Genomic DNA, 21853 nt, shown 5'->3' on the forward strand with positions numbered 1-21853 from the left:
CATGTCGTTTGCCACCAACATCTACCGGCTGGGGATCAAGGAGCTCTGGAGCCTGGCGCGTGATCCGGTCATGCTCGTGCTGATCGCCTACACCTTCACGGTTTCGATCTACGTGGCCGCCACGGCCATGCCGGACACGCTGCACAAGGCGCCCATCGCCATTGTGGACGAGGATGGCTCGCCGCTTTCGGCGCGCATCGCCTCGGCTTTTTCCATGCCGCGCTTCAGCCCGCCGGTCATGATTTCGCTGCCGGAGATGGATGCGGGCATGGACAATGGCGACTACACCTTTGTGATCGACATCCCCCCGGATTTTCAGCGCGACGTGCTGGCGGGCAAGTCGCCGCGTCTCCAGCTCAATGTGGACGCCACCCGCATGACGCAGGCCTTCACCGGCAGCAGCTATGTGCAGCAGATGATCTCCGACGAGGTCAGCGAATTCGTGGCGCACTACCGCAGCAGCGCCACGCCGAGGGTGGATCTGGTCCTGCGGGAGCGCTTCAATCCCAATCTGGAGCAGTCCTGGTTTGGCGCCCTGATGGAGGTCATCAACAACGTGACCATGCTCTCCATCATCCTGACGGGTGCGGCGCTGATTCGGGAGCGCGAGCATGGCACCATCGAGCACCTGCTGGTGATGCCCGTCACGCCGTTTGAGATCATGGTCGCCAAAATCTGGTCCATGGGGCTGGTGGTGCTGGCGGCGGCGACGATCGCCCTGCTGGTGGTGGTGCAGGGGGCTCTGCGCGTGCCGGTGGAGGGCTCCGTGGTGCTCTTTCTGCTGGGTACGGCGTTGCATCTTTTCGCCACCACCTCCCTGGGGATTTTCATGGCCACGCTGGCGCGCTCCATGCCGCAGTTTGGGCTGCTGGCGGTGCTGTTCCTGCTGCCGATGGAGCTGCTTTCCGGCGGCTTCACCCCGCGCGAAAGCATGCCGGCCATCGTGCAGCATCTGATGCTCTTTGCGCCGACGACGCATTTCGTGTCGCTTGGCAAGGCGGTGCTGTTTCGTGGCGCCGGCCTGAGTGTGGTGTGGCCGCAGTTTCTGGTGCTGGTCGCCATCGGCGCGGCATTCTTCTTCATCGCCCTGGGGCGCTTTCGCAAGACCATCAACGAAATGGCCTGAGGCCTTTCCGCCGCCGGAGCGGTCCTACTTCTCCGCAGCGGCCTCGCGCAGACTGGCGCCCGGGGCGGCAGGGAAGGTGCCGGCCTGTTTCTGCCAGCGGCGCATCAGCTTGATGAACTTGATGGTGTCCTGCACGGGGCGGATCTTGGTCTTCTCGCTGCCGTAGATGGTGCTGACGGGCACACTCTGGATGGTGAATCCGGCGCGGCTGGCCAGGAGGAGCATTTCCGTTTCAAAGTCAAAGTGGTCACTGCTGCCCATGATGTACGTCACCAGAGAGGAGCGCACCAGGCGGAAGCCGCACTGCGTGTCCGGGATGCGGACGCCGCAGGCATTGCTGATGATGCTGGACATCAGGCTGTTCACAAAACGGCGCACGATGGGCATGCCCTTGACGTTTTCGAAGCGGTTTCCCAGCACCACATGGGCGGCTCCGGCGCGGGCCACGGCGGTGAAGCGGGCGATCTCCTCGGGCGCGTGCTGGCCGTCGCCGTCAAGGAGCATGATGTAGTCGTAGCCGCGCTCGGCCAGGATCTTCATGCCGGTCTTCATGGCGGAGCCTTTGCCCTGGTTCACCGTATGAACGATGACCTCGGCCCCTGCCTGGCGCGCCAGCTCGGCGGTGTTGTCCGGAGAGCCGTCGTCCACGACGAGGACCAGATCGACCTGCGGGATTGTCCGGCTGACTACGTCGGCAATGGCCTGGGCTTCACGGTAGGCCGGGATGAGCGCGGCGATCTTGCACGTACTGGGAGTGGTCTGGCTGGAGGCCTGCATGAGAGAAGGGTGGGCAATCTTCCACGGTTTCCTCCGCGCTGTCCAACCAGAATATGCCGCCGTAAAGAATTCATCTGGCACGGTGAAAGAAGCCGGGTATGGGAGTGCCCCGCCCGGCCCCTCCGACCCACGGGCCCGCCCACTCTCCCCCTGACCCACCCCCGATGCCCACCTCTTTCACGCTTTCACCGCAGGATCGTGTGATGGTGTTTGCCCCACATCCGGATGACGAGGCGCTGGGCTGTGGAGGGCTGATCCAGCAGGCGGTCGCACTCGGGGCGCAGGTGCGGGTCGTTTTCCAGACTGACGGTGACAACAACCCCTGGCCGCAGCGGTATGTGGAGCAGCGGTGGAAGATCGACGCCGCCTGCCGCCAGCGCTGGGGTGCCCGGCGGCGGGTTGAGGCGGCGCGCTCCTTGCAGACTCTCGGCCTGCCGGCGGATGCGGCGGCCTTTTTCGGCCTGCCTGACCAGGGGCTGACCCGCCTCTCCCAGCAGAAAGACGCACGCACCCTGGAGCTGCATGTGTCCGAGCTGCAGACCTTCCGCCCCACGCTGCTCGTGGTGCCTTCCCAGGATGACAACCACCCGGACCACGTAGGCTCCTACGACCTCATCCAAGAGGCCATGCGCCGTGCCGGGATGGACCTGCCGCAGTGGGCCTACCTGATCCACCGCCGCTGGTTCTGCCCTGAGGCGGCGGGGCTGACGCTGCACCTCTCCCTGCACCAGAAGGCGCGCAAGCTCGCGGCCATCGAGTGCCACGAAACCCAACTTTTCCTTAGCAGCAGCCGCTTTTGTGCGTATGCACGCGACTCGGAAGTCTTCATTCCCTCCAACCCAACCTGATGTCCACGCGCTCCCAATTCATCACTCTCCTTGCCATTTGCACCGTCATGTTCTGGTGGCGTCTCGGGCATCTGCCGCTCATTGACCCGGACGAGCCCTTCTACGCCGAGACCACCAAGGAAATGGTGCAGGGGAACGAATGGCTGACCCCCACGATCTTTGGCGAGCGCCAGTTTGAAAAGCCGATCTTCTTCTACTGGCAGTCCATGATCGCCATGAAGATCTTTGGGGACAACCCCTTTGCCTGCCGTGCGCCCTCCGCCGCTGCGGCCACGCTGCTGGTCTTTCTCACCTGGTGGTTTGGCCGGCGCATGTTCTCGCCACGAGCCGGTTTCTGCGCCGCCGTGGTGCTGGCCACGGGGGTGGAGTATGTGCTCATGTCGCGGCTGATGCTGACGGACATCTGCCTGGCGCTGTGCATCAGCGCCTCCGTGTTCTGCTTCTGGCTGGCCACGGAGGAGGAGGACAAACGTGACCGCTGGATGATCCTGCACTTTGTCGCCTCGGCGTTTGCCATGCTGACCAAGGGGCCGATCGGCCTGCTGGTGCCCACGATTGGCTCCATCGGCTACATCTGGCTCACGGGCAAGCGCTCCCCCTGGCGCGGCAAAGGCCTGTGGATCGGCATTCTGGCCTGGCTGGCGATCGCCGGACCGTGGTATGCGGTCATGTTTCAGAAGTATGGCATGGAATACTGGCACCGCTTCTTTGTGCATGAAAACTGGGAGCGCCTCACCAGCGCGGAGCACAAGCACAGCAACCACTGGTACTACTACCTCATGATCCTCACGGCGGGTTCACTGCCGTGGATTCCTCTGCTCATCGCCGCCGTGGTGCGCGCGGTGAAAGGGCTCAAAACAGACAATCGCATGCTCTTCATGGCCTGCTGGTTTGTGCCGAACCTGATCTTCTTCACCATCTGCAACAGCAAGCTGCCCACCTACACGTTCTTCTTTTTTGTGACCATCGCACTGCTGATGGGCCACACGATGGACCAATGGATCAGCAACGGCTTCCGCAGCAAAGGGGAGCGCGTTCTGGCCTCCTCCCTGGCGGTGCTGCAGACGGTGCTGGTGCTGGGCGCGGCTGCCGTGGTGTCCCTGATCCTGCCGCCCAAGGAGAGCAATGTCTTCATCAAAGACCTCGTGCCGGTCATTTACACGCTGGCCGCTTTCATCAGCGTGCCGATGGTGCTGCTGCTGATGCGCCGCACGGTCGCCTGGGCTGGCGCCACCGTCCTGGTGACTGCCGTGATCGTGATCGTGATGCAGTACGGTGTGGATGACAAGATCCCGATCTACACCTCCACCCGGGACATCGCCGCCGAGGCGGTCAAAGTGCGCCAGCCCGGCGAGCCTCTCGTGACTTCGAGCTTCATCGCCCGTGCGGTGACTTACTACACCGGCAAGATGCCCGAAGGCGTCCTCTTCTTCCCGTCAGGCCCGGAGCATCTGCAGCCCTACTTCACCCCGCATCCTCCGCTCAAGATGGTGCGCGGTGCCGACGCTCTGAGCGAGCTGGCCAGCAAGCAGCACAGTGTGCTTTGCATCCTCCTGTCCCATGATCTGGCCCATCTGGAGGTTCCTGCCTCCCCGCTTCATGGCCGGATTGAAAAGCTGCACACGCAGGGCTCGCGGAATTTGGTGCGGATCAAGGGCGGGATCTGATGGGGCGGCCAGGAGGCCGGGGCTGAAAGGCCGTCTTCAGGCCGGGCGTCGGGGGCGCAGGATGTCTCTAGGCGCTTGTCCCATGGACTGTGGCTGCCAGTGCCACAGCCCCGCATTTCCCCACTTCACAACTCGACAAGCAGGCGCGGTTGCGGTGTAATTCACGCAGCCCAACCTTCTGCATGCAGTCCAAGTCACGCACAGCGCCAGACATCCGCGATCACGAGACTCTTCGAATCATCGGCCAGGGGGCGTTTGGGGAGGTCTGGCTGGCGCGCAGCGTCACCGGCGTGCTGCGTGCGGTGAAGGTGGTGTGGCGGGAGGACTACGACCGGCCGGACTCCTTTGAGCGGGAGTTTGAGGCGATCAAGCGCTTCGAGCCCATCTCCCGCCGCCATGAGGCGCTGGTGCCCATCCTCCAGGTGGGGCGCAACGACCAGGAAGGCTTTTACTATTACGTGATGGAGCTGGCGGACGATCTGGAGCGCGGGCGCGACATCCAGGCGGAGAGCTACACGCCGCACACCCTGGGCCTGCAGATGAAGCGGGAGAAGTGCATCCCCGCAGGGCAGTGCATCAAGCTGGGCACCACCATCGCGGAAGGGCTGGACTACCTGCACCGCAACCAGCTCATCCACCGGGACGTCAAGCCTTCGAACCTCATCTTCATCGACGGCATCTGCCGCCTGGCGGACATCGGGCTGGTGGCGCTGCTGGGGCAGCGCAGCTTTGTGGGCACGGAGGGCTTTGTGGCCCCCGAGGGGCCGGGGACGGCGGCGTCAGACATTTTCTCCCTGGGCATGGTGCTGTATGAGGCCAGCACGGGGAAGGACCGCCTGGACTTCCCGGACCTGCCCTCCTGCACGGAGACGGGCGCCAGCCTGGAGGACTGGCGCAGGCTGCAGGATGTGGTGTGCACCGCCTGCGCGCCCAAGGCGAAGGGGCGCTTCATCAATGCACGCGAGATGGCGCTGGCGCTGCGTGGCGAGCCGCTGCCCTCCTCCCGCCGGCTGATGTGGACGTGGATCGCGGCCGGCTCTGTGGCGCTGCTGCTGGCGGTGGGCTTTGGCATGTGGCTGGCGCAAAGCCGCCGCGCCCAGACGCTGGTGGCCATGAACAACACGGTGCCGCGCCTCAAGATCGTGACCAGCCCGCCCGGGGCGGTGGTGTTTGCGGGGGAGGACCAGCTCGGGGAGACCCCGCTGGAGCTCAACCCCGCCGAAGGCGTGCCGGTGATCTACCAGCTGCGGCTGCCTGGGTACAAGCAGGTGGAGATCGACCACATCGCGCTGGATGAAAAACCGGCGGTCTTTGAGCTGAAGCTGGAGCCCTCCAAGCTGCCGCAAAAAGGCGAGCGCTGGGTGAACAGCCTGGGCATGGTGTTCAAGCCCGGACCCGGCGGCCACATCAGCGCCGAGCCCGTGGAGATGAAATTCTTCCGCCGCTTTCTGGAGGCCACGGGCAGGTCCTTTGAGGGCAAGGTGGTGCGCTTTCAGCGCGGCAAGGACCAGGAGAGCGCCTACCTCGTCGTCGTTCCGGATGGCGATGCCGAGGCCTTCCGCTACTGGCTCACGGACCGCGACCGCAGCGTGGCCTACCTGAGCCAGGAGCACCGCTATGAGGTGGAGCCCTTCTACTTTGTGGAAAGCGGCCAGTCCGCCACCGATGACATGCCCGACGGCCGGGACACGGACAAAGGCGAGCAGAGCGATGACAAAAACTGGCGCGCCTTTCACCTGCGTGTGGAGCGGCAGACCTACGGCAGCGTCATCGTGCACAGCCAGCCGGAAAAGGTGCGCGTGTTTCAGCACGAGCAGTTTCTGGGGGAGACGCCCCTGGAGCTGCCGCGCGTGCGCACCGGGCCGGTGGAGTTTGAGCTGCGGGAGGAAGGCTTTGCCGACGTGGTGCTGGAGGGGGAGGTGAGGGAAGGGGAGCAGGCGGAGCTCTTTGCAGACATGCAGACGCGCAAGGCCGTGACCTTTGGCCGCCAGTGGAAGGCCAACAGCCTGGGCATGAACCTGGTGCCCCTGGGGGACGTCATGTTTTCCGCGTGGGAGACGCGCCACCGCGACTTCATGGAATTTTGCAAGGCCACGCAGGCACGCCGCCCGGGGCGGGTGGACGGCACCAACAAAGGCGGCGGCACCCAGCCGGTGGTGGGCGTGGACCGCGAGGAGGCCCGCGCCTTCTGCGCCTGGCTGACGGAGCGCGAGCGCAACGCCGGGCTCATCGGCGCCAAGGACCTCTACCGCCTGCCCACGGATGAAGAATGGAGCCGTGCGGTGGGGCTGCCGCTGGAGCGCGGCACCACCCCTGAGGAGCGCAACGGCCGCATCCGCGGCATCTACCCCTGGGGCTTTGAGTGGCCGCCGCCGGCGGATGTGGACAACCTCGCAGACATCAACGGCGCGCGCAAAGCCAGCCTCGACAACGCGATTCCCGGCTACGAGGACAAGTTCCCGTTCCTCGCCCCGGTGACGGCCCTGCCGCCCAACGACCGCGGCATCACCGGGCTGGGGGGGAATGTCTCCGAATGGGTGGAGACCGACTACACCACAGCGCCTCCTGCCAAACCAGACGCGCCGGTGCCGCACACGCTGGGCACCACCCGCGGCGGCAACTGGCGCTCCTCCTCCCAGGATGAGCTGCTGGCCTCCGCCCGCACCCCCGTGCCGCCGGAGACACGGCGCAACACCATCGGCTTCCGCGTGGTGCTGGCGCATGGTAAGTGAGGCCCGCCGGCATGGGTGAAAGGGTGGCCAAGGAATGTCCTCTGCCAGACACAGCAGCGCCCGGCAGTGAGGTGCTGCCAGGCGCTGCCAATGCTCCCCAGTGACTCTATGTGAGGGGGGGATGAGTACGGCGGCGGCAGGCAAAGGCTCTGCCGCCGCGTGGACTCAGGGCGGGGTCGTCCCGCCGGGAACAAAAAAGATGCTGCCAGGAATGACAAGTGGGCCACCAGGGGCAAAAATGGCACCGCCTGGATAGCCGCCCGGATAAAGACTGCTGCCGCCCCCGCTTAGCGTGATGCTGCCACCCCCCACGCCTCCGCTGCCGCCAGAGCCACCACTGCCTCCAGAGCCGCCGGAGCCTCCCGAATCACCGGATGCAGGAGAGTCTGTGACCGGCTGCGATGCTCCGGCAATGCTGGTGCCTACGAAGCTGCTGTTGATATTGTCCGGGTCGTCCTTGCGATGGCGTTCCTTGAGGGGCTTGCTGCCGCCGAAATAGAGGCGCACGCCGGCCATGAGCTGGGTGAAGTTGTTTTCACCCAGCCCGCCGTTCACATACACGGCCACGCCGCTCATCGGCGTCTGCCACTCGACGTGGGCCACGAAGAAGTTGCGGTTGAAGCGGCTCTGGTGCTCCAGCCGGATCATGAGGTCGTCCATGGGATAGATGGCGGCATAGACGCGGGTGGCTGCGTAGCTGCGCTCATTGGCCAGCACCGGGAGGCCGGAGGGGACGCGGAGGTCGTAGTTGTCATACCCCGCCACAGCACCCAGGGTGACGGACTTGAAGTAATACTCCCCTTCGAGACCGATGAAAAGATCGGTGAACTTCTGGCTGGTCATGCCGCTGAACGCCAGGCCGATGAGGCCTTTGCCGGGATCGCGAGCAAAGAAGTGGCCGCCGGTGCCAAAGATGTTGGTGCCCAGACCGTGCTGGTAGAGCCCGTCCATCTGCAGGCCCAGCCGCTGGCCCACCGGGATGGAGACCGTGCCGGAGAGGCCACGCATGGAGGCGCGGTTCACCGCCCCATAGCTGGTGTCGAGCTTGCCATTGAGGCTGGAGACGGCGCGTTCCACGACGGCTTCGGACGCAGCGGCAGAAATCCCTTTGACTGCCTCGGCAGCGCCCAGCGGGGCCAAAAAAGCAGCGGTTAAGATGGCGAATAAGGTAAACGTGTAAGGCACTCTCATGGTTGGGGCGGCGATGCATGGGGAGAAAAATTTGGGGTTCAAGTCATTTAATTTACTAAACCTAAAATAGGCTTTAAGCCTATTCTCGTGTGTGGACATTCTTTTTGGAGTCGTGCTGCGCGCCTCATCGGAATCGTAAAACAGGGAAATAATTCCCATTTGCGGCGCATGCTGATAAGTTTGACCGTAGAAACAAAATTCGGCAGCCGTTACCTAATCACCCCCCACTCATGCAAACCGCGCTCGATACTCCCGCCCCGGAGAAAAAGGTCGAAAAGACCGAGGCTGGAAACTACTTCGTCTCCAACTACCCGCCGTTCTCCTTCTGGAAGCCTGACCAGGTGCCAGCCGTGGAGGCGGTGCTGCAGCAGCCTGCGCCCGCCAACATCCCGCTGGGCGTGTATTTCCACATCCCCTTCTGCCGCAAGCGCTGCCACTTCTGCTACTTCAAGGTCTATACCGACAAGAACGCCGCCGAGGTGAAGGCCTACATCGACGCCGGCATGCGCGAGATGGAGCGCTTTGCCAGCCAGCCCTACCTGAAGGGGCGCAAGGCGCACTTCGTTTACTTCGGCGGCGGCACGCCCAGCTACCTCTCCGTGCCCCAGCTCAAGGACCTGACCAACCGCATGAAGGACATGATCCCCTGGGACGAGGCGGAGGAGGTGGCCTTTGAGGCCGAGCCCGGCACGCTCAATGAGGTGAAGCTCACCGGCATCCGCGACATCGGCGTCACGCGCCTGAGCCTCGGGGTGGAAAACTTCGACGACCACATCCTCGAAACGAACGGCCGCGCCCACCGCAGCGGCGAGATCGAAAAAGCCTACCGCTTTGCCCGCACGCTCGGCTTTGAGCACATCAACATCGACCTCATCGCCGGGATGATGAACGAGACCTGGGAAAACTGGAAGGTCGCCGTGGCCAAGGCCATCGCCCTGCAGCCCGATGCCGTGACCATCTACCAGATGGAGGTGCCCTACAACACCACCATGTACCAGCAGATGAAGGCGGAGGGGAAGGTGACCGCCCCCGTGGCCGACTGGCAGACCAAGCGCGACTGGGTGAGCTACGCCTTCGACGAATTCCAAAAAGACGGCTACACCGTGACCAGCGCCTACACCGTGGTGAAGGATCCCCAGCGCATCAAGTTCGTCTATCGCGACTCCCTCTGGGAAGGGGCCGATCTGCTGAGCTGCGGCGTGGCCTCCTTTGGCCACCTGGGTGGCGTGCATTACCAAAATCAGGCCGATGTGGGCCCCTATATGCAGGCGGTGGATGCCGGTCAGCTGCCCATCTTCCGCGCCTACCAGACCACACCAGAAGATCGCTTTGTGCGCGAGTTCATCCTCAAGTTGAAGCTGGGCCGCAGCGAGTTTGACTACTACGTCAAAAAATTCGGCGAAGACCCGCGCCAGCACTTCGGGCCGCAGCTCGATTACCTGGCCAAGGAAGGCTTTGCCACGCTGGATGAGAAAGGCGTGACGCTCAGCCGCGACGGCCTGCTGCAGGTGGACCGCCTGCTGCACGATTTCTTCCTCCCCCAGCACCGCCAGTATGCCCGCTACACTTGAAGCAGCCCGCGCCAGCGCCACCTCCACGGCGGTGAACGAGAGCCCACGGCAGGACGAGGACATCCTCGCGCCGCTGATCTTTTTCTACGGCATCGGCAGCGCGCGCCCGCGAGTGACCTTTGTGCAGCCGCAGGATCTGGCGGACCAGGAGCGCTTTCTCCTGGTGCATGACAAGGACATGACACCGCACCTGCGGGAATTTCACGCCAGCGAGATCGACCTCGACGTGGCCGCCCGCGCCCGCATCGGCAACTACCTCGTGCGCGCCTCCGTGCTGCACCGCCGCAATGACGGCATGCCGGTGGAGTTTGGCGCCATCGGCATCCATCTGGACATCCTGCCCGAAGAGGCGCAGCAGCTCGTGCTGGAGGGCCTGGTGCCCTTTGGGGCCATTTTGGAGCGCTATCAGGTGCCCCACTCCAGCCACCCGCGCGGCTACTTCCGCATCTCCGTGGACCAGCGCCTCGCCGATCTCCTCGGCGCGACGAGTGGTCAGATCCTCTTTGGGCGCTGCAATGAGCTCCGCCACGGCAGTGGCAGAGTGCTGGCGGATGTGGTCGAGGTGCTGCCGAGGATGGGTTAATAAAAATGCCATTGCGTTCAAAAGAGTGATTTGCTTAGATCGTTGCAATAGCAATGATTCTCCAAATCAACTGCCCCATATGTCATAACCTCCTTTCGGTGGAACAGCGGTTTGTGGGAGGACAGATGCAGTGTCCTTTTTGCCAGCAGATCTTCATGGTGGCTCCGCCTCAGGCCATGCCTGTGGCCCAGGTACGCCAGACTGCGCCGCCAGCGCAGCGAAGCGCGCCGAATCCTGCCCGGCCGCAGCCGCAGGCACCACGGCCACCGGCCAAAGCCGCGACCAAGGCGGGCGATGAGAGCGGGGGAATGGCCGTGGCCATGATCGCAGGGGTGATCGTGCTCGGGGTCGCATTGCTTGCGGGGGGCTTTTACTTTGCCTATGGCGTGCTGAAGAAGCGCCAGATGGCCGAAAAAGGACTGGGCAGTGAAATCCAAAGCCAGCTCGAGGCCAAGCGTGAGGCCCAGGCAAAGGCGAAGCGGCAGGAGGCGGATGAAAAAGCCGCTGTGATGGCGGCTTTGCGCAAAATGCTGGCAGACCAGATCAGCGGTGGAAATGAAAAGGTGTCCGGCGAAATCCTCCGCGAGGTGGAGTCGATCATGGCGGATGCGGACAAGCTGTATGCCGATGCCGACGTGGACAATGACCCGGAGGACATCAGGGTGTTTCTCGCCGAGCACATGGAGTCGCGTCTGAGGGCAAACCCCGTTCTTTTCAACTGGCTCGGGGGCAGAGTGACCCCCAAGGCTTTTTGTGCGATGCTCTTTGGCCTGGAGCAGGAGTCCAGGCAGGAGCGTGGCAAGGTGGCGGACTTTCTCGTGGCGGGCAACTACTCCGCCACCGGCACCGGCTTTTTCATCTCCAGCCAGGGGTGGCTGCTGACGAATGAGCACGTCGTGCATGAGGCCACCGAGGTCGATGTGCGGGGTGCGGATGGCGTCATCCTCCACGCGCAGGTGGTGAAGGCGGACGCCGATGGAGACGTGGCTGTTCTCAAGACCAAGGAGCCCGCAGCCCACTGGCTGCCGGTGGCGGCTCAGGAGGGGAGCATGGGCGCGGCGGTTTTCACCATCGGATTTCCCGATGCTGGCCTGCAGGGTGTGGAGCCCAAATTCACCGATGGCCGCATCAGCAGCCTGAGCGGCCTCCGGGATGATCCTGACCACTACCAGATCACCGTTCCCGCGCAGCCGGGCAACTCAGGCGGGCCGCTCGTCGATGTGAAAACAGGGGCCGTGACCGGCATCGTGGCCGCCATCCTCAGAGGGCGCGAAAATGTGACCTACGCCATCAAATCCCGGGTGGCGCTGAACCTTCTCAAAGGCCTGCCTGCCTACTCGTCGGCCACGCCGGTTCAAGTGCCCGCCGGAGCCGACATGGAAACGCTGGCTTCACAGGTGCGGGCGGCCACGGTGTTTGTGATGGTGAGGAAATGATGGGGGCATCTGCCCAGTGGCGCTCTCGCAAGAACGCGCTGATATTTGAAGTGTGGTCGCGGAGCGAGGGACGAGCGCAGCCACCGCTTTCGCAGGCCGGACGGGGGCGGTGAATCCTGAGGCTGCTCCAAAGAAGCCCCCCATGGCGGGCGCATGCCGGACAAAGCGGAGAGGCCGGACCACACGCGCTGCCCCGCGAAAGTGGTAGCACTGATGCCGGCCTGCACCGTGCATCTGCGCAACCGCATCTCCAAATGACCGGCTGTCGTGTGCTTGCTGGTCAAACCAGTTGCGATTTGGGGGTTATGCGGTTGAGTTGCCCCAGCACGATCTGCGCACCTACCCACGGCACTTTTTTGACATGAAACGCTCCCTGTTCCTCTGCCCCACCCTGGCCGCCGCCCTGCTCATGGCTGGCAGCCTCTCTCTCACCGCCGCCCCCCAGGGCACCAAGGGGGTGGAGAATTTCGACCCGCTCGCCTTCCCCGGCAAGGTGGTGGACGACGTGATCGTGCCGGTGCCGAGCGAGGTCTTCTCCGTGCTCGACAAGCTGGGCGAGCCCAACTGGCAGGCCGAGCTGCGCAAGCAGGACATCCCCACCACCAGCGACCGCACCAAGCTTTCCCTCCTCTTTGGCTACACCGTGGCCGAGGGCTTTGTGGCCGTGCAGGCTCAGGACAAGGAGGCGGTCAAGGACATCGGCCATGACGTCATCTCCCTGGCCAAGAGCCTCGGGCTGAGCAAGTCCGTGCTGCCCCATGCCCAGGCCATCCTGGACGCGGCGGACAAGGGGAACTGGAGCGCCATCCGCAAGGAGTTTGACCAGACCCAGAAGACCGTGCGCGACACCATGGAGCAGATGAAGGACAACGACCTCTCCCAGTGCGTGAGCCTGGGCGGCTGGCTGCGTGGCACGGCCTCCGTGACCTCCGTGGTGAAAAAGAGCTTTTCCGCCGACCGCGCTGAGCTGCTGAACCAGCCCATGCTGGTGGAGCACTTTGTCAGCAGCATCGCCAAGATGCCCGGCAGCACCCGCGACCACGATGTGGTGAAGTCCATCCAAAAGGGGCTCGCCTCCGTGCTGCAGCAGATGGAGGGCGCGGTGGACGGCTTCTCCAAGGATGCCGTCACGGACATCGGCAAGACCTGCGACGGGCTCCTGACGGAAATCCTGGCGAAAAAATAACCGGCGCACCCCACCCGCATGATCTCACCCATGGAAGGAATGAAAAAAATGAATCGCCCCTGGTCCCGGTTGCTGGCTCTCGTAGGCGCCTTTGTGATGATGCTCGGCGCCACGGTTGTCTTTGCGACGGTGGACGAGGCGCATGATTTTGCGATGGAGGCGGCCACTCCCTTTGTGGATCAGGGCTTCATCGTGCGTGAAGACTACTGGAATGGCGAGGTGAAAAGCGGGCAGAAGCTTCAGATCACCCACCAGCTCTTCAAGGGCAATGAGTATGCTTTCTGGCTCGGCACCAGCCAGGAAGGCGTGGCGCTGGACATGAAAGTGTATGACGAGAAGAACCAGCCCGTGCAGATCAATGCCAAGGTGGACAAGTTCTTCATGAGCGTGCGTGTGAACCCGCCCAAGACCGGCACTTACAGGATCGTCTTTGAGCTGAAGTCGAAGGCAGACCCCAGCGTGCTCTGGGCGCTGGCCTATGGTTACCGCTGATGCCTGTCGAAACGCTCACTTACGAGACGCCGCAGTTTCTCCAAAAGCTGATTGGCAACGACCTCGGCAGCCTGCGGCTGATCGGAGAGTCCTTTGGCATCACCGTGACCAGCCGTGAAGGCTGGGTGCGGCTGGAGGGAGAGGCGGACAAAATCGCTGCTGCCCGCGAAGTGTTTGCCCAGCTCGAAAGGGTGCGCCGCAGCGGCGGGGAAGTCTCCGCCGGGATGGTGCGCCTGGTGGTGGAGAGCGTGCAGCGCGAGACGGGCGAGGCCCCGGCGGAGGCCATCATGCAGCTCAAGCTGCTTGGCTCTGGCAAGCGCTCCCCTGTGCTGGCCAAGACGCGTGGGCAGATCGCCTACGTGCAGGCCATGCGGGAGTGTGAAGTCGTCTTTGGCATCGGCCCCGCAGGCACGGGCAAGACCTACCTGGCCATGGCGCAGGGGCTGCATTACCTCAAAGAAAAGCTGGTGCAGCGTCTGGTGCTCACCCGCCCGGCCGTCGAGGCCGGCGAGGCGCTGGGCTTTCTGCCCGGAGACCTCAAGGAAAAGATCTTCCCCTACCTGCGCCCGCTGTATGATGCCCTCTACGACATGCTGGAGCCAGAGGAGGCGGAGCGCCTCATCGAGCGCGGCAGCATCGAGATCGCCCCGCTGGCCTACATGCGCGGGCGCACGCTGAAGAATGCCTTCATCATCCTCGACGAAGCGCAGAACACCACCACGGAGCAGATGCTGATGTTTCTGACCCGCCTGGGCGAAGGCGCGCGCTGCGTGGTCACGGGAGATCCCTCACAGATCGACCTCCGCCGCCACGTGAAGTCGGGGCTGAAGGAGGCCGTCGAGCTGCTGCAGGACGTGGAAGGGGTGAAATTTGTGGCGTTTGCGCCTAAGGACATCGTCCGTCTGCCTGTCGTGCAGCGCATCATTGAGGCCTATCAGGCTGGTCGCAGCCGTCAGGGTGAGACAAAGTGGCACAAAAAGGATGAGGCAGAGGGGAAAGATTCTTGTCCGAGCCCCGATGTAGTGATAGGGTCATAGCCACTCCCCCCTCCCCAACACATCATGTTTGAGTCCATTCGTCGTGCCCGCTTGCAACGCGAAGGGCTTTCCTGCGGTAAAACCCGCCGAAAGCACCAGGAGGGAGATCTGCTGGATGAGATGCGCACCCATCCCGCCGGGGCGGTCGGTGCCTACGTGCTGTTTTTCGTCGGCATCGGCATCCTGATGCGCCTGGGCACCCAGGTGGAGGCCGGGCTGCCCGCCGTCACCTGGCTGCACATGCTGTATGCTGCCGCCATTGGCTTTGCCATGGTGGTGCATGAGCGCGTGGTGCTGCGGCAGGAGATCTGTGACAACGGCGTGCTGCTGCTGGTGCTGGGCACCATCTTCACCCACCTGGCGCTCGTGCTGATGATGCTGGATGTGTCCTTTGCCCAGAGCTGGGGCAAGACGCTCAAGGCCATCGTGCTGCCGCATGCCTTTGGCCCGGTGGTCCTCTCCGTCATCCTGGGGCGGCGCATCGGGCTGTTTGGGGCGATTTACGGCACGCTCTTCGGTGTGATGGTGTGCATTTCCATCTCCGCGCCCACCTACATGGCCACCTCCACCCTGATCGGCTTCACCGGGGTGCTGCTGACCAAGCGGGTGAGCAAGCGCAACCGCCTTTTCATGGCGGGGCTCTACGTCGGGCTGGTGGCCATGGCCTACTCGCTGCTGCTGCATGAGGCGGCAGGGGTGATCATGGAGGAAAAGGTGGGCCGCATGATGGGGCTGCCGCTGCTCATCGGCATCGTCACCGGCATGGCCGTGGGCGGCCTGCTGCCGGTGCTGGAGAGCGTCTTTGGCGTCACCACGGATGTGACGTGGCTGGAGCTCGGAGACCTGAACCACCCGCTCATGCGCCGCCTCAGCATCGAGGCCCCCGGCACCTATCACCACAGCCTTGTCGTCGCCAATCTCTCCGAGGCCGCGGCGGAAAAGATCGGCGCCAGCGCCAGCATGTGCCGTGTGTGCGCCTACTTCCATGACATCGGCAAGCTCAGCAAGCCGGAGTACTTCATTGAGAACATGGACCCCTCGGACAATCCGCACGAGGACCTCACCCCGCGCATGAGCGCGCTGGTCATCATCGCCCATGTCAAAGACGGCGTGGACCTGGCCATCAAGCACAACCTCAACTCCCGCATCATCGACGTCATCGAGCAGCACCATGGCAACTCCCTCGCCTGGTTCTTCTACCGCCAGGCGCTGGATCAGAAGGCCGAGGTGGAGCGCCAGGTGAAGAGCGGCAAGGCCAAGGACGACGACGTGCCCCAGGTGAGCGAGGAAACCTTCCGCTACCCCGGCCCGCGCCCGCAGTTCAAGGAGTCCGCCATCATCTCCCTGGCAGATGCCGTGGAGAGCGCCTCCCGCACGCTGGAAAAGCCCAACGCCTCCCGCATTGAAACGATGATCGACGACATCGTGCAGGCACGCATGATGGACGGCCAGCTCGATGAGTGTGATCTCACCATCGCCGAGCTCGCCCGCATCAAGGCCAGCTTTGCCAAGACGCTGCTGAGCATGATGCACGGCCGCATCAAGTACCAGAAGGCCATCGAGTCCAAGCCTGCGCAGCAGCCGCCAGTGCGGGATGAGTCCAAGCCTGTGCTGGTCGGGGATGATGAGCCGGAGGCTGCGGTCTCGGAAAAGATCGTCGAGGCCTCCTTTGCCGCCCCCGCCTCAGAACTGGCCGCGCCGGTCCGGAAACCCCGCAGCCGTAAATCCCCTCCTGCCTCCGCCGCCTGATGCCGCTGCCCAAGCTCCGCATTTACAACCGGCAGAAAGCGCACGCCATCCCGCTGCCCTGGCTGCGGCGCATCGGCAAAGCCGCGCTGCCGGGCTGCCTCAAAGAGCTGAAGTCTCCCGAGGCCCCGCTCGCCACGCTGGAAGAGATCGAGATCACCATCGTCGATGACGCGGACATCGCCCGCGTGCATGCTGACTTCCTTGACGATCCCACGCCCACAGACGTCATCACCTTCCACCATGGGGAGATCCTCATCAGTGCGGACACCGCTCTGCGCCAGGGCACCGAGCACAGCCAGCCGCTGGACCGCGAGGTGGCGCTCTACCTCGTGCACGGCCTCATGCACCTCGCCGGCTGGGACGACCATGAGCCTGAGGAGGCGCAGGAAATGGCGCAGCGCCAGGAGGCGGTGCTGCAAGGCGCGATCCAGGCCTGCTGACAGGTGTTCAGTGCCGGGCAGAGCTGAGACCGACTAGAGATCTGGCTTAGGTGGGTGATATTTTTTTCTTCAAAAAAATCTTCCCATGGGTGCCAGCGGGTGGTAAGCGCGCTGCATGCTCATCTGGAAAGGTCACGGAATTTTGATCCCCATCTTCGCCTTCTTGGGCGCAACGGTGCTGGGAATGGCGTTTGCAGCCGGTTATGCGGCCACCCACTGGGAGTGGGTGCTGCGCATGGTGAAGCCAGCCTCAGGTTGGGGCGCGGTGCTGGCCATCTGGCTCTATGGCAGGACGATCGGCAAGACGGTGATCAAGACCTACCTGGACCCGGCCACGCATCAGCAGGTGGCCATCAAGAAGTCGCACTCGTTCTTTTTCATCGGCCCTATGATCTGGGCCGGGCTGGCGGGCGTGATGGCCTGCTTTGCCACGGTGGAGTCGTTCAAGAAGTCTTCGGCTGAGCTCCTGAGCGAATACACGCCAAAGGCCAGCTCGCCTGCGGCCACCGCCTTCCATGAGGCGAACAACCTCATCGACATGGACAAGGGAAAGACGGCGTATGGAAACACGCCAGCTGCGGAAAAGCTGGCGGAGGCTTTTTCCCAGATGGTGATGATGGGGCGCGAGATGGGGGTGGAGAAGACCAAGAAGAAGTCCCGGATCAGCCTCTCCCATGGCAAATTTTTGAGCTACTGCCGGATCAACCCGGACTCCTGCGCCTTCATGGTGCATGTGCCAGACCTGCGGAAATTCACCGAGGATGCCAAGCGCTACATGGTGGAGATGGCCTGGTCCGTGGCCAGCCTGCATGCGGCGGAGCTGAAACCACGGCCCAAGCGAGTGGCGGTGGGAGTGCGCGGAGCCTTCCTCTATGACGAGGTGGTGGAGGGCCCGGTGCCGGATGCCAAGACCCTGGCTGCCAGTGAGACAGACGAAGACTGGGCGGCAGGCATCGAGCACCGCTACTCTGGCAGTGACGCGACAAAGCATCTGGAGGCCTATTTTGAGCCGCACGCGCCCGGCGCGGTGCTGCCAACGCTGGAAGGCGGGGCAATGGCGGGCGGGAATGAGCCCGCTGAAAAACAACCTGCCAAAGCGGGCATGGATGCCGCCTCCACGGCCCAGGCTCAGGAGGAGTTTGACCGGCTGATCAAACAGTTTGAAAAGATGGAGCCCGGTCAGGCTGAGGGGAATGTGCAGCCGGCCAAGGAACTCGCGGCTGCCTATGCCCAGGCTGTGTGGGATGGCTTTCCTTTCGCTCCTGCCCTTCGCGATCAAATGCCGCATTTCTCCGCCCATGTGCATCTGCGCAACGACACCGCCGCCATTCTTCTGGGCCTGCCTGGAGAAGGCGTGATGCCGCCCGGCGGCTTTGCGCGCTGCGAGCCCGTGGCCTGGAAAATGGCGGCGCTGGCGTCTGAACAAATGATGCCCAAGCCCTCGCGCATGATCCTGATCCTGTTCATGGACGGGCAGATCATCAAATCTTTCATCAACGCACGCAGCACCACGGAGTGGCGGAGCGAGGAGGAAATCGAGGGCACGAGCCATCCCGAGAAGCTGCTGCCCTTTTTCAGTCCAATGACCGACCGTGTGATGATCGCCGTGAACACGCCGGTCAAGTTTGTCACGGCTGAAAACAAGAAGGCCGGCAGCAGGTCCAAAAAGACAACGCAGACTCCTGCAAGCCCTGCTGCCGAGACTGCCAAACCTGCAGCCAGCCCCATGACCGCACCCTCTCCGCTGCCCACGGTGGTGCGTGACTGGAAGGACAGCACCGGCCGCGTGATGCAGGCCTCCCTGGAAAGCTTCACCACGCCCGCGAAGGATGCCGGCCGCTTCAAGCGCGCAGACGGACAGGTCTTTGAGGTGCCCTTCGCACGGCTCTCCGCCGAGGATCAGCAGTTCATCCGGGATCTTGCCGCGCAGCCGTAGTGCGGCGCATGACAGGCCGCATAGAGACGCAAAAAGCGCAAAAAAAACAGACCGGATTTTTGCGCCTCCTTGTGTCTTCTTGCGGCTACTCGATCTGGGCCTGCGTCTTCAGCACTTGCAGTGAATTTCGCAGCAGCGTCAGGCCTGCCTCCTGGCTCTTTTCCGGGTGGAACTGCACCGCGACAAGGTTCTTTTTGGCAATGCCGCTGATGAAGCTGACGCCGTAGTCGGTGCGGCAGAGGGCCAGGGACTCGTCCTGCACATCCGGATAGTAGGAGTGAACGAAGTAAATGTGCGTCGGATTCGGCAATCCGGACCAGATGGCGGCCTGCGTGGGCTCCCACTGGGCCACATTCCAGCCCATGTGCGGGATCTTGAGGCCGCTGGTGGGATCGAACTTTTTGACCTGGCCTTTGGCCACGCAGAGACCCTCTACACCGGGGGATTCCTCGCTGCTTTCAAACAGGAGCTGGTAGCCCAGGCAGATGCCGAGGTAGGGCTTTTCCGCCTTGAGCCAGGCCTGCAGGGGCTCCCAGAGGCCGGTTTCCTTGAGGATGCGGATGGAGTCGCCAAACGCGCCCTGGCCGGGGAAGATGAGCACGTCGATGGACGCAAAGTCTTCCGGCTTTGTGACGAGGTCTGCGTGGGCACCGATCGCATCAAAGGCGTTCAGCACGCTGCGGAGGTTTCCGCCGCCGTAATCAAGCACTCCGAGTTTCATCACAGGACGTCTTTCGTGCTAGGGATGCCAGTGACGCGGGGATCGAGCTTCGTGGCGGCATCCAGTGCGCGGGCCAGGCCTTTGAAAATGGCCTCGGCCATGTGGTGGGCATCGCGGCCACGGCGGATCTCGACATGGAGGGTGGCCAGCAGGCTGGAGGAGAAGGCGCGGAGAAACTCCTCCACAAGCTGGTAGCTGAAGCGGTTCACACCTCCGATGGCCTCGACGCGTTCGGGTGCGTGGTAGCTCAGGAAGGCGCGGCCGCTGAGGTCCATCGCCACCTCGGCCAGGGTTTCGTCCATGGGCAGGAGGAAGAAGCCGTAGCGCGTGATGCCGGCCTTGTTGCCAAGAGCTTCGCGGAAGCAGTTGCCGAGCACGATGCCGGTGTCCTCGACGGTGTGGTGATAGTCCACCTCGATGTCTCCCACGACCTTCACATTCAGGTCAAAGAGGCCGTGCTTGCTGAACAGCGTGAGCATGTGGTCAAAGAACGGCACTCCGGTGTCGATCTTCGATTTGCCGGAACCATCGACATTGAGCTCGATCTCAATGTCCGTCTCGGCGGTTTTGCGGTGCTGTTTGGCGGTGCGGGCTTGGCTCATGAAAGGGGACGAGCAATGAACACGCGTTCTGTCCCCAGCGCAACCGTCTCGGTGGCTGTTCTGGCGTGGCGTTGCCCGGAGGTACGAAAGGCACTCCTGCCTGTCGGTCGACGTTTGGCAAACACTGAAGGCATGTGTGCGTCCTGTGAGCTGGCGAGATGCTTCGCTGAGGTGTGTGCTGTGAAACAACTCGCACCCCAAAGCTGTCTGCGTGAGCGCTGACCGACAGACAGGAGTGTCTGTCGTACTGGCTCGGAAGTACGATGGGCGTTGCTGAGCGGTGATTGGTTTGGTGGGCCTGATGAGAGGCGAGCGAGTGACTTAAACTCTCAGGCCAGCAGCCCTTTCTGCACCTTTCCGTGGATGTCCGTCAGCCGATAGCGGCGGCCCTGGAACTTGTAGGTGAGGCGCTCGTGGTCGATGCCGAGGAGGTGCATGAGCGTGGCGTGGAAGTCGTGGATGTGGAGGCCGTCCTTCACCGTGTTGTAGCCGAAGTCGTCGGTCTCGCCATAGACGGAGCCTGCCTTGATGCCGCCACCGGCAAACCAGGCGCTGAAGCAGCGGGGGTGGTGGTCGCGGCCAAAGTTGGTGCTGATCTTGCCCTGGCAGTAGGCGGTGCGGCCGAATTCGCCGCCCCAGACGACGAGGGTGTCGTCCAGCAGTCCCCGCTGCTTGAGGTCTTTGATGAGCGCAGCGGCGGGCTGGTCGGTTTCTTTGCAGAGTTTTGGCAGGGCACCGGGCAGGCCGCCGTGGTGGTCCCAGTCCTGATGGTAGAGCTGGATGAAGCGCACGCCTTTCTCGGCAAGGCGACGCGCCTGCAGGCAGTTCGCGGCAAAGGTGCCGGGCGTTTTCACATCCGGGCCGTAGCTGTCGAGGATGTGCTGCGGCTCGTCGCTGAGGTCGGTCACTTCGGGAATGCTGGTCTGCATGCGGAAGGCCATCTCGTAGTGGTCGATGCGGTTCTGGATTTCGGCATCGGGTGTGCCGGCGTACTGGTGCTCGTGCAGTTCCTTGAGGCGGTCCAGCATGAGGCGGCGGCTGTCGGCGCTGACGCCTGCTGGATTGCCAAGATACAGCACGGGATCCTTCGCCGCGCGGAAGAGCACGCCCTGGTGCTTGGTCGGCAGGAAGCCGCTGCCCCAGAGGTGGGAGCCGAGCGGCTGGCCACCTTTGCCTTTGGTGATAAGGACGGTGAAGGAGGGCAGATTGGCGTTTTCTGCGCCGAGGCCGTAGCTGAGCCAGGAGCCGAAGCTGGGACGTCCGGGGATCTGGGTGCCGGTCTGGAAGAAGGTGACGCCGGGGCCGTGATTGATGGACTCCGTGAACATGGAGCGTGCGACGCAGATGTCGTCCGCAATGCTGGCGGTGTGCGGCAGCAGCTCGCTGAACCACCCGCCCGCCTGACCATGCTGCGAGAACTTGAACGGAGAACCCACCATGGGGATGGAGGACTGATTTCCGGACATGCCCGTGAGGCGCTGGGTGCCGCGCACGGAGTCGGGAAGCTGCTCTCCGTGGCGTTTGTTGAGGAGCGGCTTGTAGTCAAACAAGTCCAGATGCGACGGCCCGCCGGACATGAAGAGGTAGATGATGCGCTTCGCCTTCGGCGCGAAATGCGTGCCGCCGAGAACGCCGTGATCTGCGGGTTCCGAGCCCTGCGCAAGAAGCTCATTCAAAGCGATGCCGCCGAGGCCCATGCCAAAGCGATTGAGGAGGGTGCGGCGGTCAAACATGAGGGATGAATCATTCATCGAATTGA

General features: G+C 63.4%; 18 protein-coding genes. 13 read left to right on the forward strand and 5 right to left on the reverse strand.

Features of this window, described 5'->3' with window-relative positions:
- Position 1: 1 nt before the first annotated feature.
- Complete coding sequence (locus ACFQDI_RS11475; RefSeq protein ID WP_377166609.1) at positions 2-1126, forward strand: ABC-2 transporter permease; 1125 nt, start codon at positions 2-4, stop codon at positions 1124-1126.
- Between the two features lie 24 nt (positions 1127-1150).
- Here the strand turns inward: ACFQDI_RS11475 and ACFQDI_RS11480 are convergent, their stop codons facing one another.
- Complete coding sequence (locus ACFQDI_RS11480) at positions 1151-1903, reverse strand: glycosyltransferase family 2 protein (protein WP_377166611.1); 753 nt, start codon at positions 1901-1903, stop codon at positions 1151-1153.
- Between the two features lie 164 nt (positions 1904-2067).
- Between ACFQDI_RS11480 and ACFQDI_RS11485 the strand changes: the two genes are divergently transcribed.
- From ACFQDI_RS11485 to ACFQDI_RS11495, 3 genes are all read left to right on the forward strand, one after another.
- Positions 2068-2751 carry a PIG-L deacetylase family protein gene (locus ACFQDI_RS11485; RefSeq protein WP_377166613.1) on the forward strand — a complete coding sequence of 228 codons (684 nt, stop codon included), beginning with the start codon at positions 2068-2070 and terminating at the stop codon, positions 2749-2751.
- Positions 2751-4418 carry an ArnT family glycosyltransferase gene (locus tag ACFQDI_RS11490; protein WP_377166615.1) on the forward strand — a complete coding sequence of 556 codons (1668 nt, stop codon included), beginning with the start codon at positions 2751-2753 and terminating at the stop codon, positions 4416-4418. Before ACFQDI_RS11485 ends, ACFQDI_RS11490 begins: the two co-directional genes overlap by 1 nt.
- A 182-nt stretch (positions 4419-4600) precedes the next feature.
- On the forward strand, positions 4601-7150 hold the full coding sequence (locus ACFQDI_RS11495; protein ID WP_377166617.1) for a protein kinase domain-containing protein: 2550 nt from the start codon (positions 4601-4603) through the stop codon (positions 7148-7150).
- 165 nt (positions 7151-7315) lie between these two features.
- On the opposite strand, the gene ACFQDI_RS11500 is transcribed toward ACFQDI_RS11495, so the two are convergent.
- Positions 7316-8227 carry a hypothetical protein gene (locus ACFQDI_RS11500; protein ID WP_377166619.1) on the reverse strand — a complete coding sequence of 304 codons (912 nt, stop codon included), beginning with the start codon at positions 8225-8227 and terminating at the stop codon, positions 7316-7318.
- 344 nt (positions 8228-8571) lie between these two features.
- On the opposite strand from ACFQDI_RS11500, the gene ACFQDI_RS11505 reads away from it, so the two are divergent.
- The 9 genes from ACFQDI_RS11505 (at position 8572) to ACFQDI_RS11545 (ending at position 18771) form a co-directional block, all read left to right on the forward strand.
- Entirely contained in the window at positions 8572-9912 is a 1341-nt protein-coding gene (locus tag ACFQDI_RS11505) for a coproporphyrinogen-III oxidase family protein (RefSeq protein WP_377166621.1), read from the forward strand.
- On the forward strand, positions 9896-10495 hold the full coding sequence (locus tag ACFQDI_RS11510; RefSeq protein WP_377166623.1) for a hypothetical protein: 600 nt from the start codon (positions 9896-9898) through the stop codon (positions 10493-10495). Before ACFQDI_RS11505 ends, ACFQDI_RS11510 begins: the two co-directional genes overlap by 17 nt.
- Positions 10496-10650: 155 nt before the next feature.
- Positions 10651-11931 (forward strand): S1C family serine protease, encoded by a 1281-nt coding sequence (locus tag ACFQDI_RS11515; protein WP_377166625.1) that lies wholly within the window; start codon positions 10651-10653, stop codon positions 11929-11931.
- Positions 11932-12292: 361 nt separating this feature from the next.
- Positions 12293-13117, forward strand: a complete 825-nt coding sequence (locus tag ACFQDI_RS11520; protein ID WP_377166627.1) for a hypothetical protein — start codon at positions 12293-12295, stop codon at positions 13115-13117.
- A 48-nt stretch (positions 13118-13165) separates the two neighbouring features.
- On the forward strand, positions 13166-13609 hold the full coding sequence (locus ACFQDI_RS11525) for a hypothetical protein (protein WP_377166629.1): 444 nt from the start codon (positions 13166-13168) through the stop codon (positions 13607-13609).
- A complete protein-coding gene (locus ACFQDI_RS11530; protein WP_377166631.1) occupies positions 13609-14646 on the forward strand; it encodes a PhoH family protein in 1038 nt (345 codons plus the stop codon). Before ACFQDI_RS11525 ends, ACFQDI_RS11530 begins: the two co-directional genes overlap by 1 nt.
- 24 nt (positions 14647-14670) lie before the next feature.
- On the forward strand, positions 14671-16395 hold the full coding sequence (locus tag ACFQDI_RS11535) for an HD family phosphohydrolase (RefSeq protein WP_377166633.1): 1725 nt from the start codon (positions 14671-14673) through the stop codon (positions 16393-16395).
- Positions 16395-16835 carry an rRNA maturation RNase YbeY gene (ybeY, locus tag ACFQDI_RS11540; protein ID WP_377166635.1) on the forward strand — a complete coding sequence of 147 codons (441 nt, stop codon included), beginning with the start codon at positions 16395-16397 and terminating at the stop codon, positions 16833-16835. The genes ACFQDI_RS11535 and ybeY overlap by 1 nt, the downstream gene beginning before the upstream one ends.
- A 115-nt stretch (positions 16836-16950) precedes the next feature.
- Positions 16951-18771 carry a hypothetical protein gene (locus ACFQDI_RS11545; RefSeq protein WP_377166637.1) on the forward strand — a complete coding sequence of 607 codons (1821 nt, stop codon included), beginning with the start codon at positions 16951-16953 and terminating at the stop codon, positions 18769-18771.
- An 85-nt stretch (positions 18772-18856) separates the two neighbouring features.
- On the opposite strand, the gene hisH is transcribed toward ACFQDI_RS11545, so the two are convergent.
- From hisH to ACFQDI_RS11560, 3 genes are all read right to left on the reverse strand, one after another.
- The gene (gene hisH / locus ACFQDI_RS11550) at positions 18857-19492 is read right to left on the reverse strand and encodes an imidazole glycerol phosphate synthase subunit HisH (RefSeq protein WP_377166639.1); all 636 of its coding nucleotides are present in this window, start codon (positions 19490-19492) and stop codon (positions 18857-18859) included.
- Positions 19492-20094: an imidazoleglycerol-phosphate dehydratase HisB gene (gene hisB / locus ACFQDI_RS11555; RefSeq protein ID WP_377166641.1), complete on the reverse strand. Its 603-nt coding sequence runs from the start codon at positions 20092-20094 to the stop codon at positions 19492-19494. The genes hisH and hisB overlap by 1 nt, the downstream gene beginning before the upstream one ends.
- A 329-nt stretch (positions 20095-20423) precedes the next feature.
- Positions 20424-21845: a DUF1501 domain-containing protein gene (locus tag ACFQDI_RS11560; protein ID WP_377166643.1), complete on the reverse strand. Its 1422-nt coding sequence runs from the start codon at positions 21843-21845 to the stop codon at positions 20424-20426.
- Positions 21846-21853 lie beyond the last annotated feature (8 nt).

Source organism: Prosthecobacter fluviatilis, assembly GCF_042655725.1.
Lineage (GTDB): Bacteria > Verrucomicrobiota > Verrucomicrobiia > Verrucomicrobiales > Verrucomicrobiaceae > Prosthecobacter > Prosthecobacter fluviatilis.

What these genes read in the sequence shown, in the direction of transcription:
- ACFQDI_RS11475 (WP_377166609.1), top strand. Translation starts at nt 2, where the DNA reads ATGTCGTTTGCCACCAACATCTACCGGCTGGGGATCAAGGAGCTCTGG.
- ACFQDI_RS11480 (WP_377166611.1), bottom strand. Translation starts at nt 1,903, where the DNA reads ATGCAGGCCTCCAGCCAGACCACTCCCAGTACGTGCAAGATCGCCGCG.
- ACFQDI_RS11485 (WP_377166613.1), top strand. Translation starts at nt 2,068, where the DNA reads ATGCCCACCTCTTTCACGCTTTCACCGCAGGATCGTGTGATGGTGTTT.
- ACFQDI_RS11490 (WP_377166615.1), top strand. Translation starts at nt 2,751, where the DNA reads ATGTCCACGCGCTCCCAATTCATCACTCTCCTTGCCATTTGCACCGTC.
- ACFQDI_RS11495 (WP_377166617.1), top strand. Translation starts at nt 4,601, where the DNA reads ATGCAGTCCAAGTCACGCACAGCGCCAGACATCCGCGATCACGAGACT.
- ACFQDI_RS11505 (WP_377166621.1), top strand. Translation starts at nt 8,572, where the DNA reads ATGCAAACCGCGCTCGATACTCCCGCCCCGGAGAAAAAGGTCGAAAAG.
- ACFQDI_RS11510 (WP_377166623.1), top strand. Translation starts at nt 9,896, where the DNA reads ATGCCCGCTACACTTGAAGCAGCCCGCGCCAGCGCCACCTCCACGGCG.
- ACFQDI_RS11515 (WP_377166625.1), top strand. Translation starts at nt 10,651, where the DNA reads ATGGTGGCTCCGCCTCAGGCCATGCCTGTGGCCCAGGTACGCCAGACT.
- ACFQDI_RS11520 (WP_377166627.1), top strand. Translation starts at nt 12,293, where the DNA reads ATGAAACGCTCCCTGTTCCTCTGCCCCACCCTGGCCGCCGCCCTGCTC.
- ACFQDI_RS11525 (WP_377166629.1), top strand. Translation starts at nt 13,166, where the DNA reads ATGAATCGCCCCTGGTCCCGGTTGCTGGCTCTCGTAGGCGCCTTTGTG.
- ACFQDI_RS11530 (WP_377166631.1), top strand. Translation starts at nt 13,609, where the DNA reads ATGCCTGTCGAAACGCTCACTTACGAGACGCCGCAGTTTCTCCAAAAG.
- ACFQDI_RS11535 (WP_377166633.1), top strand. Translation starts at nt 14,671, where the DNA reads ATGTTTGAGTCCATTCGTCGTGCCCGCTTGCAACGCGAAGGGCTTTCC.
- ybeY (WP_377166635.1), top strand. Translation starts at nt 16,395, where the DNA reads ATGCCGCTGCCCAAGCTCCGCATTTACAACCGGCAGAAAGCGCACGCC.
- ACFQDI_RS11545 (WP_377166637.1), top strand. Translation starts at nt 16,951, where the DNA reads ATGCTCATCTGGAAAGGTCACGGAATTTTGATCCCCATCTTCGCCTTC.
- hisH (WP_377166639.1), bottom strand. Translation starts at nt 19,492, where the DNA reads ATGAAACTCGGAGTGCTTGATTACGGCGGCGGAAACCTCCGCAGCGTG.
- hisB (WP_377166641.1), bottom strand. Translation starts at nt 20,094, where the DNA reads ATGAGCCAAGCCCGCACCGCCAAACAGCACCGCAAAACCGCCGAGACG.
- ACFQDI_RS11560 (WP_377166643.1), bottom strand. Translation starts at nt 21,845, where the DNA reads ATGAATGATTCATCCCTCATGTTTGACCGCCGCACCCTCCTCAATCGC.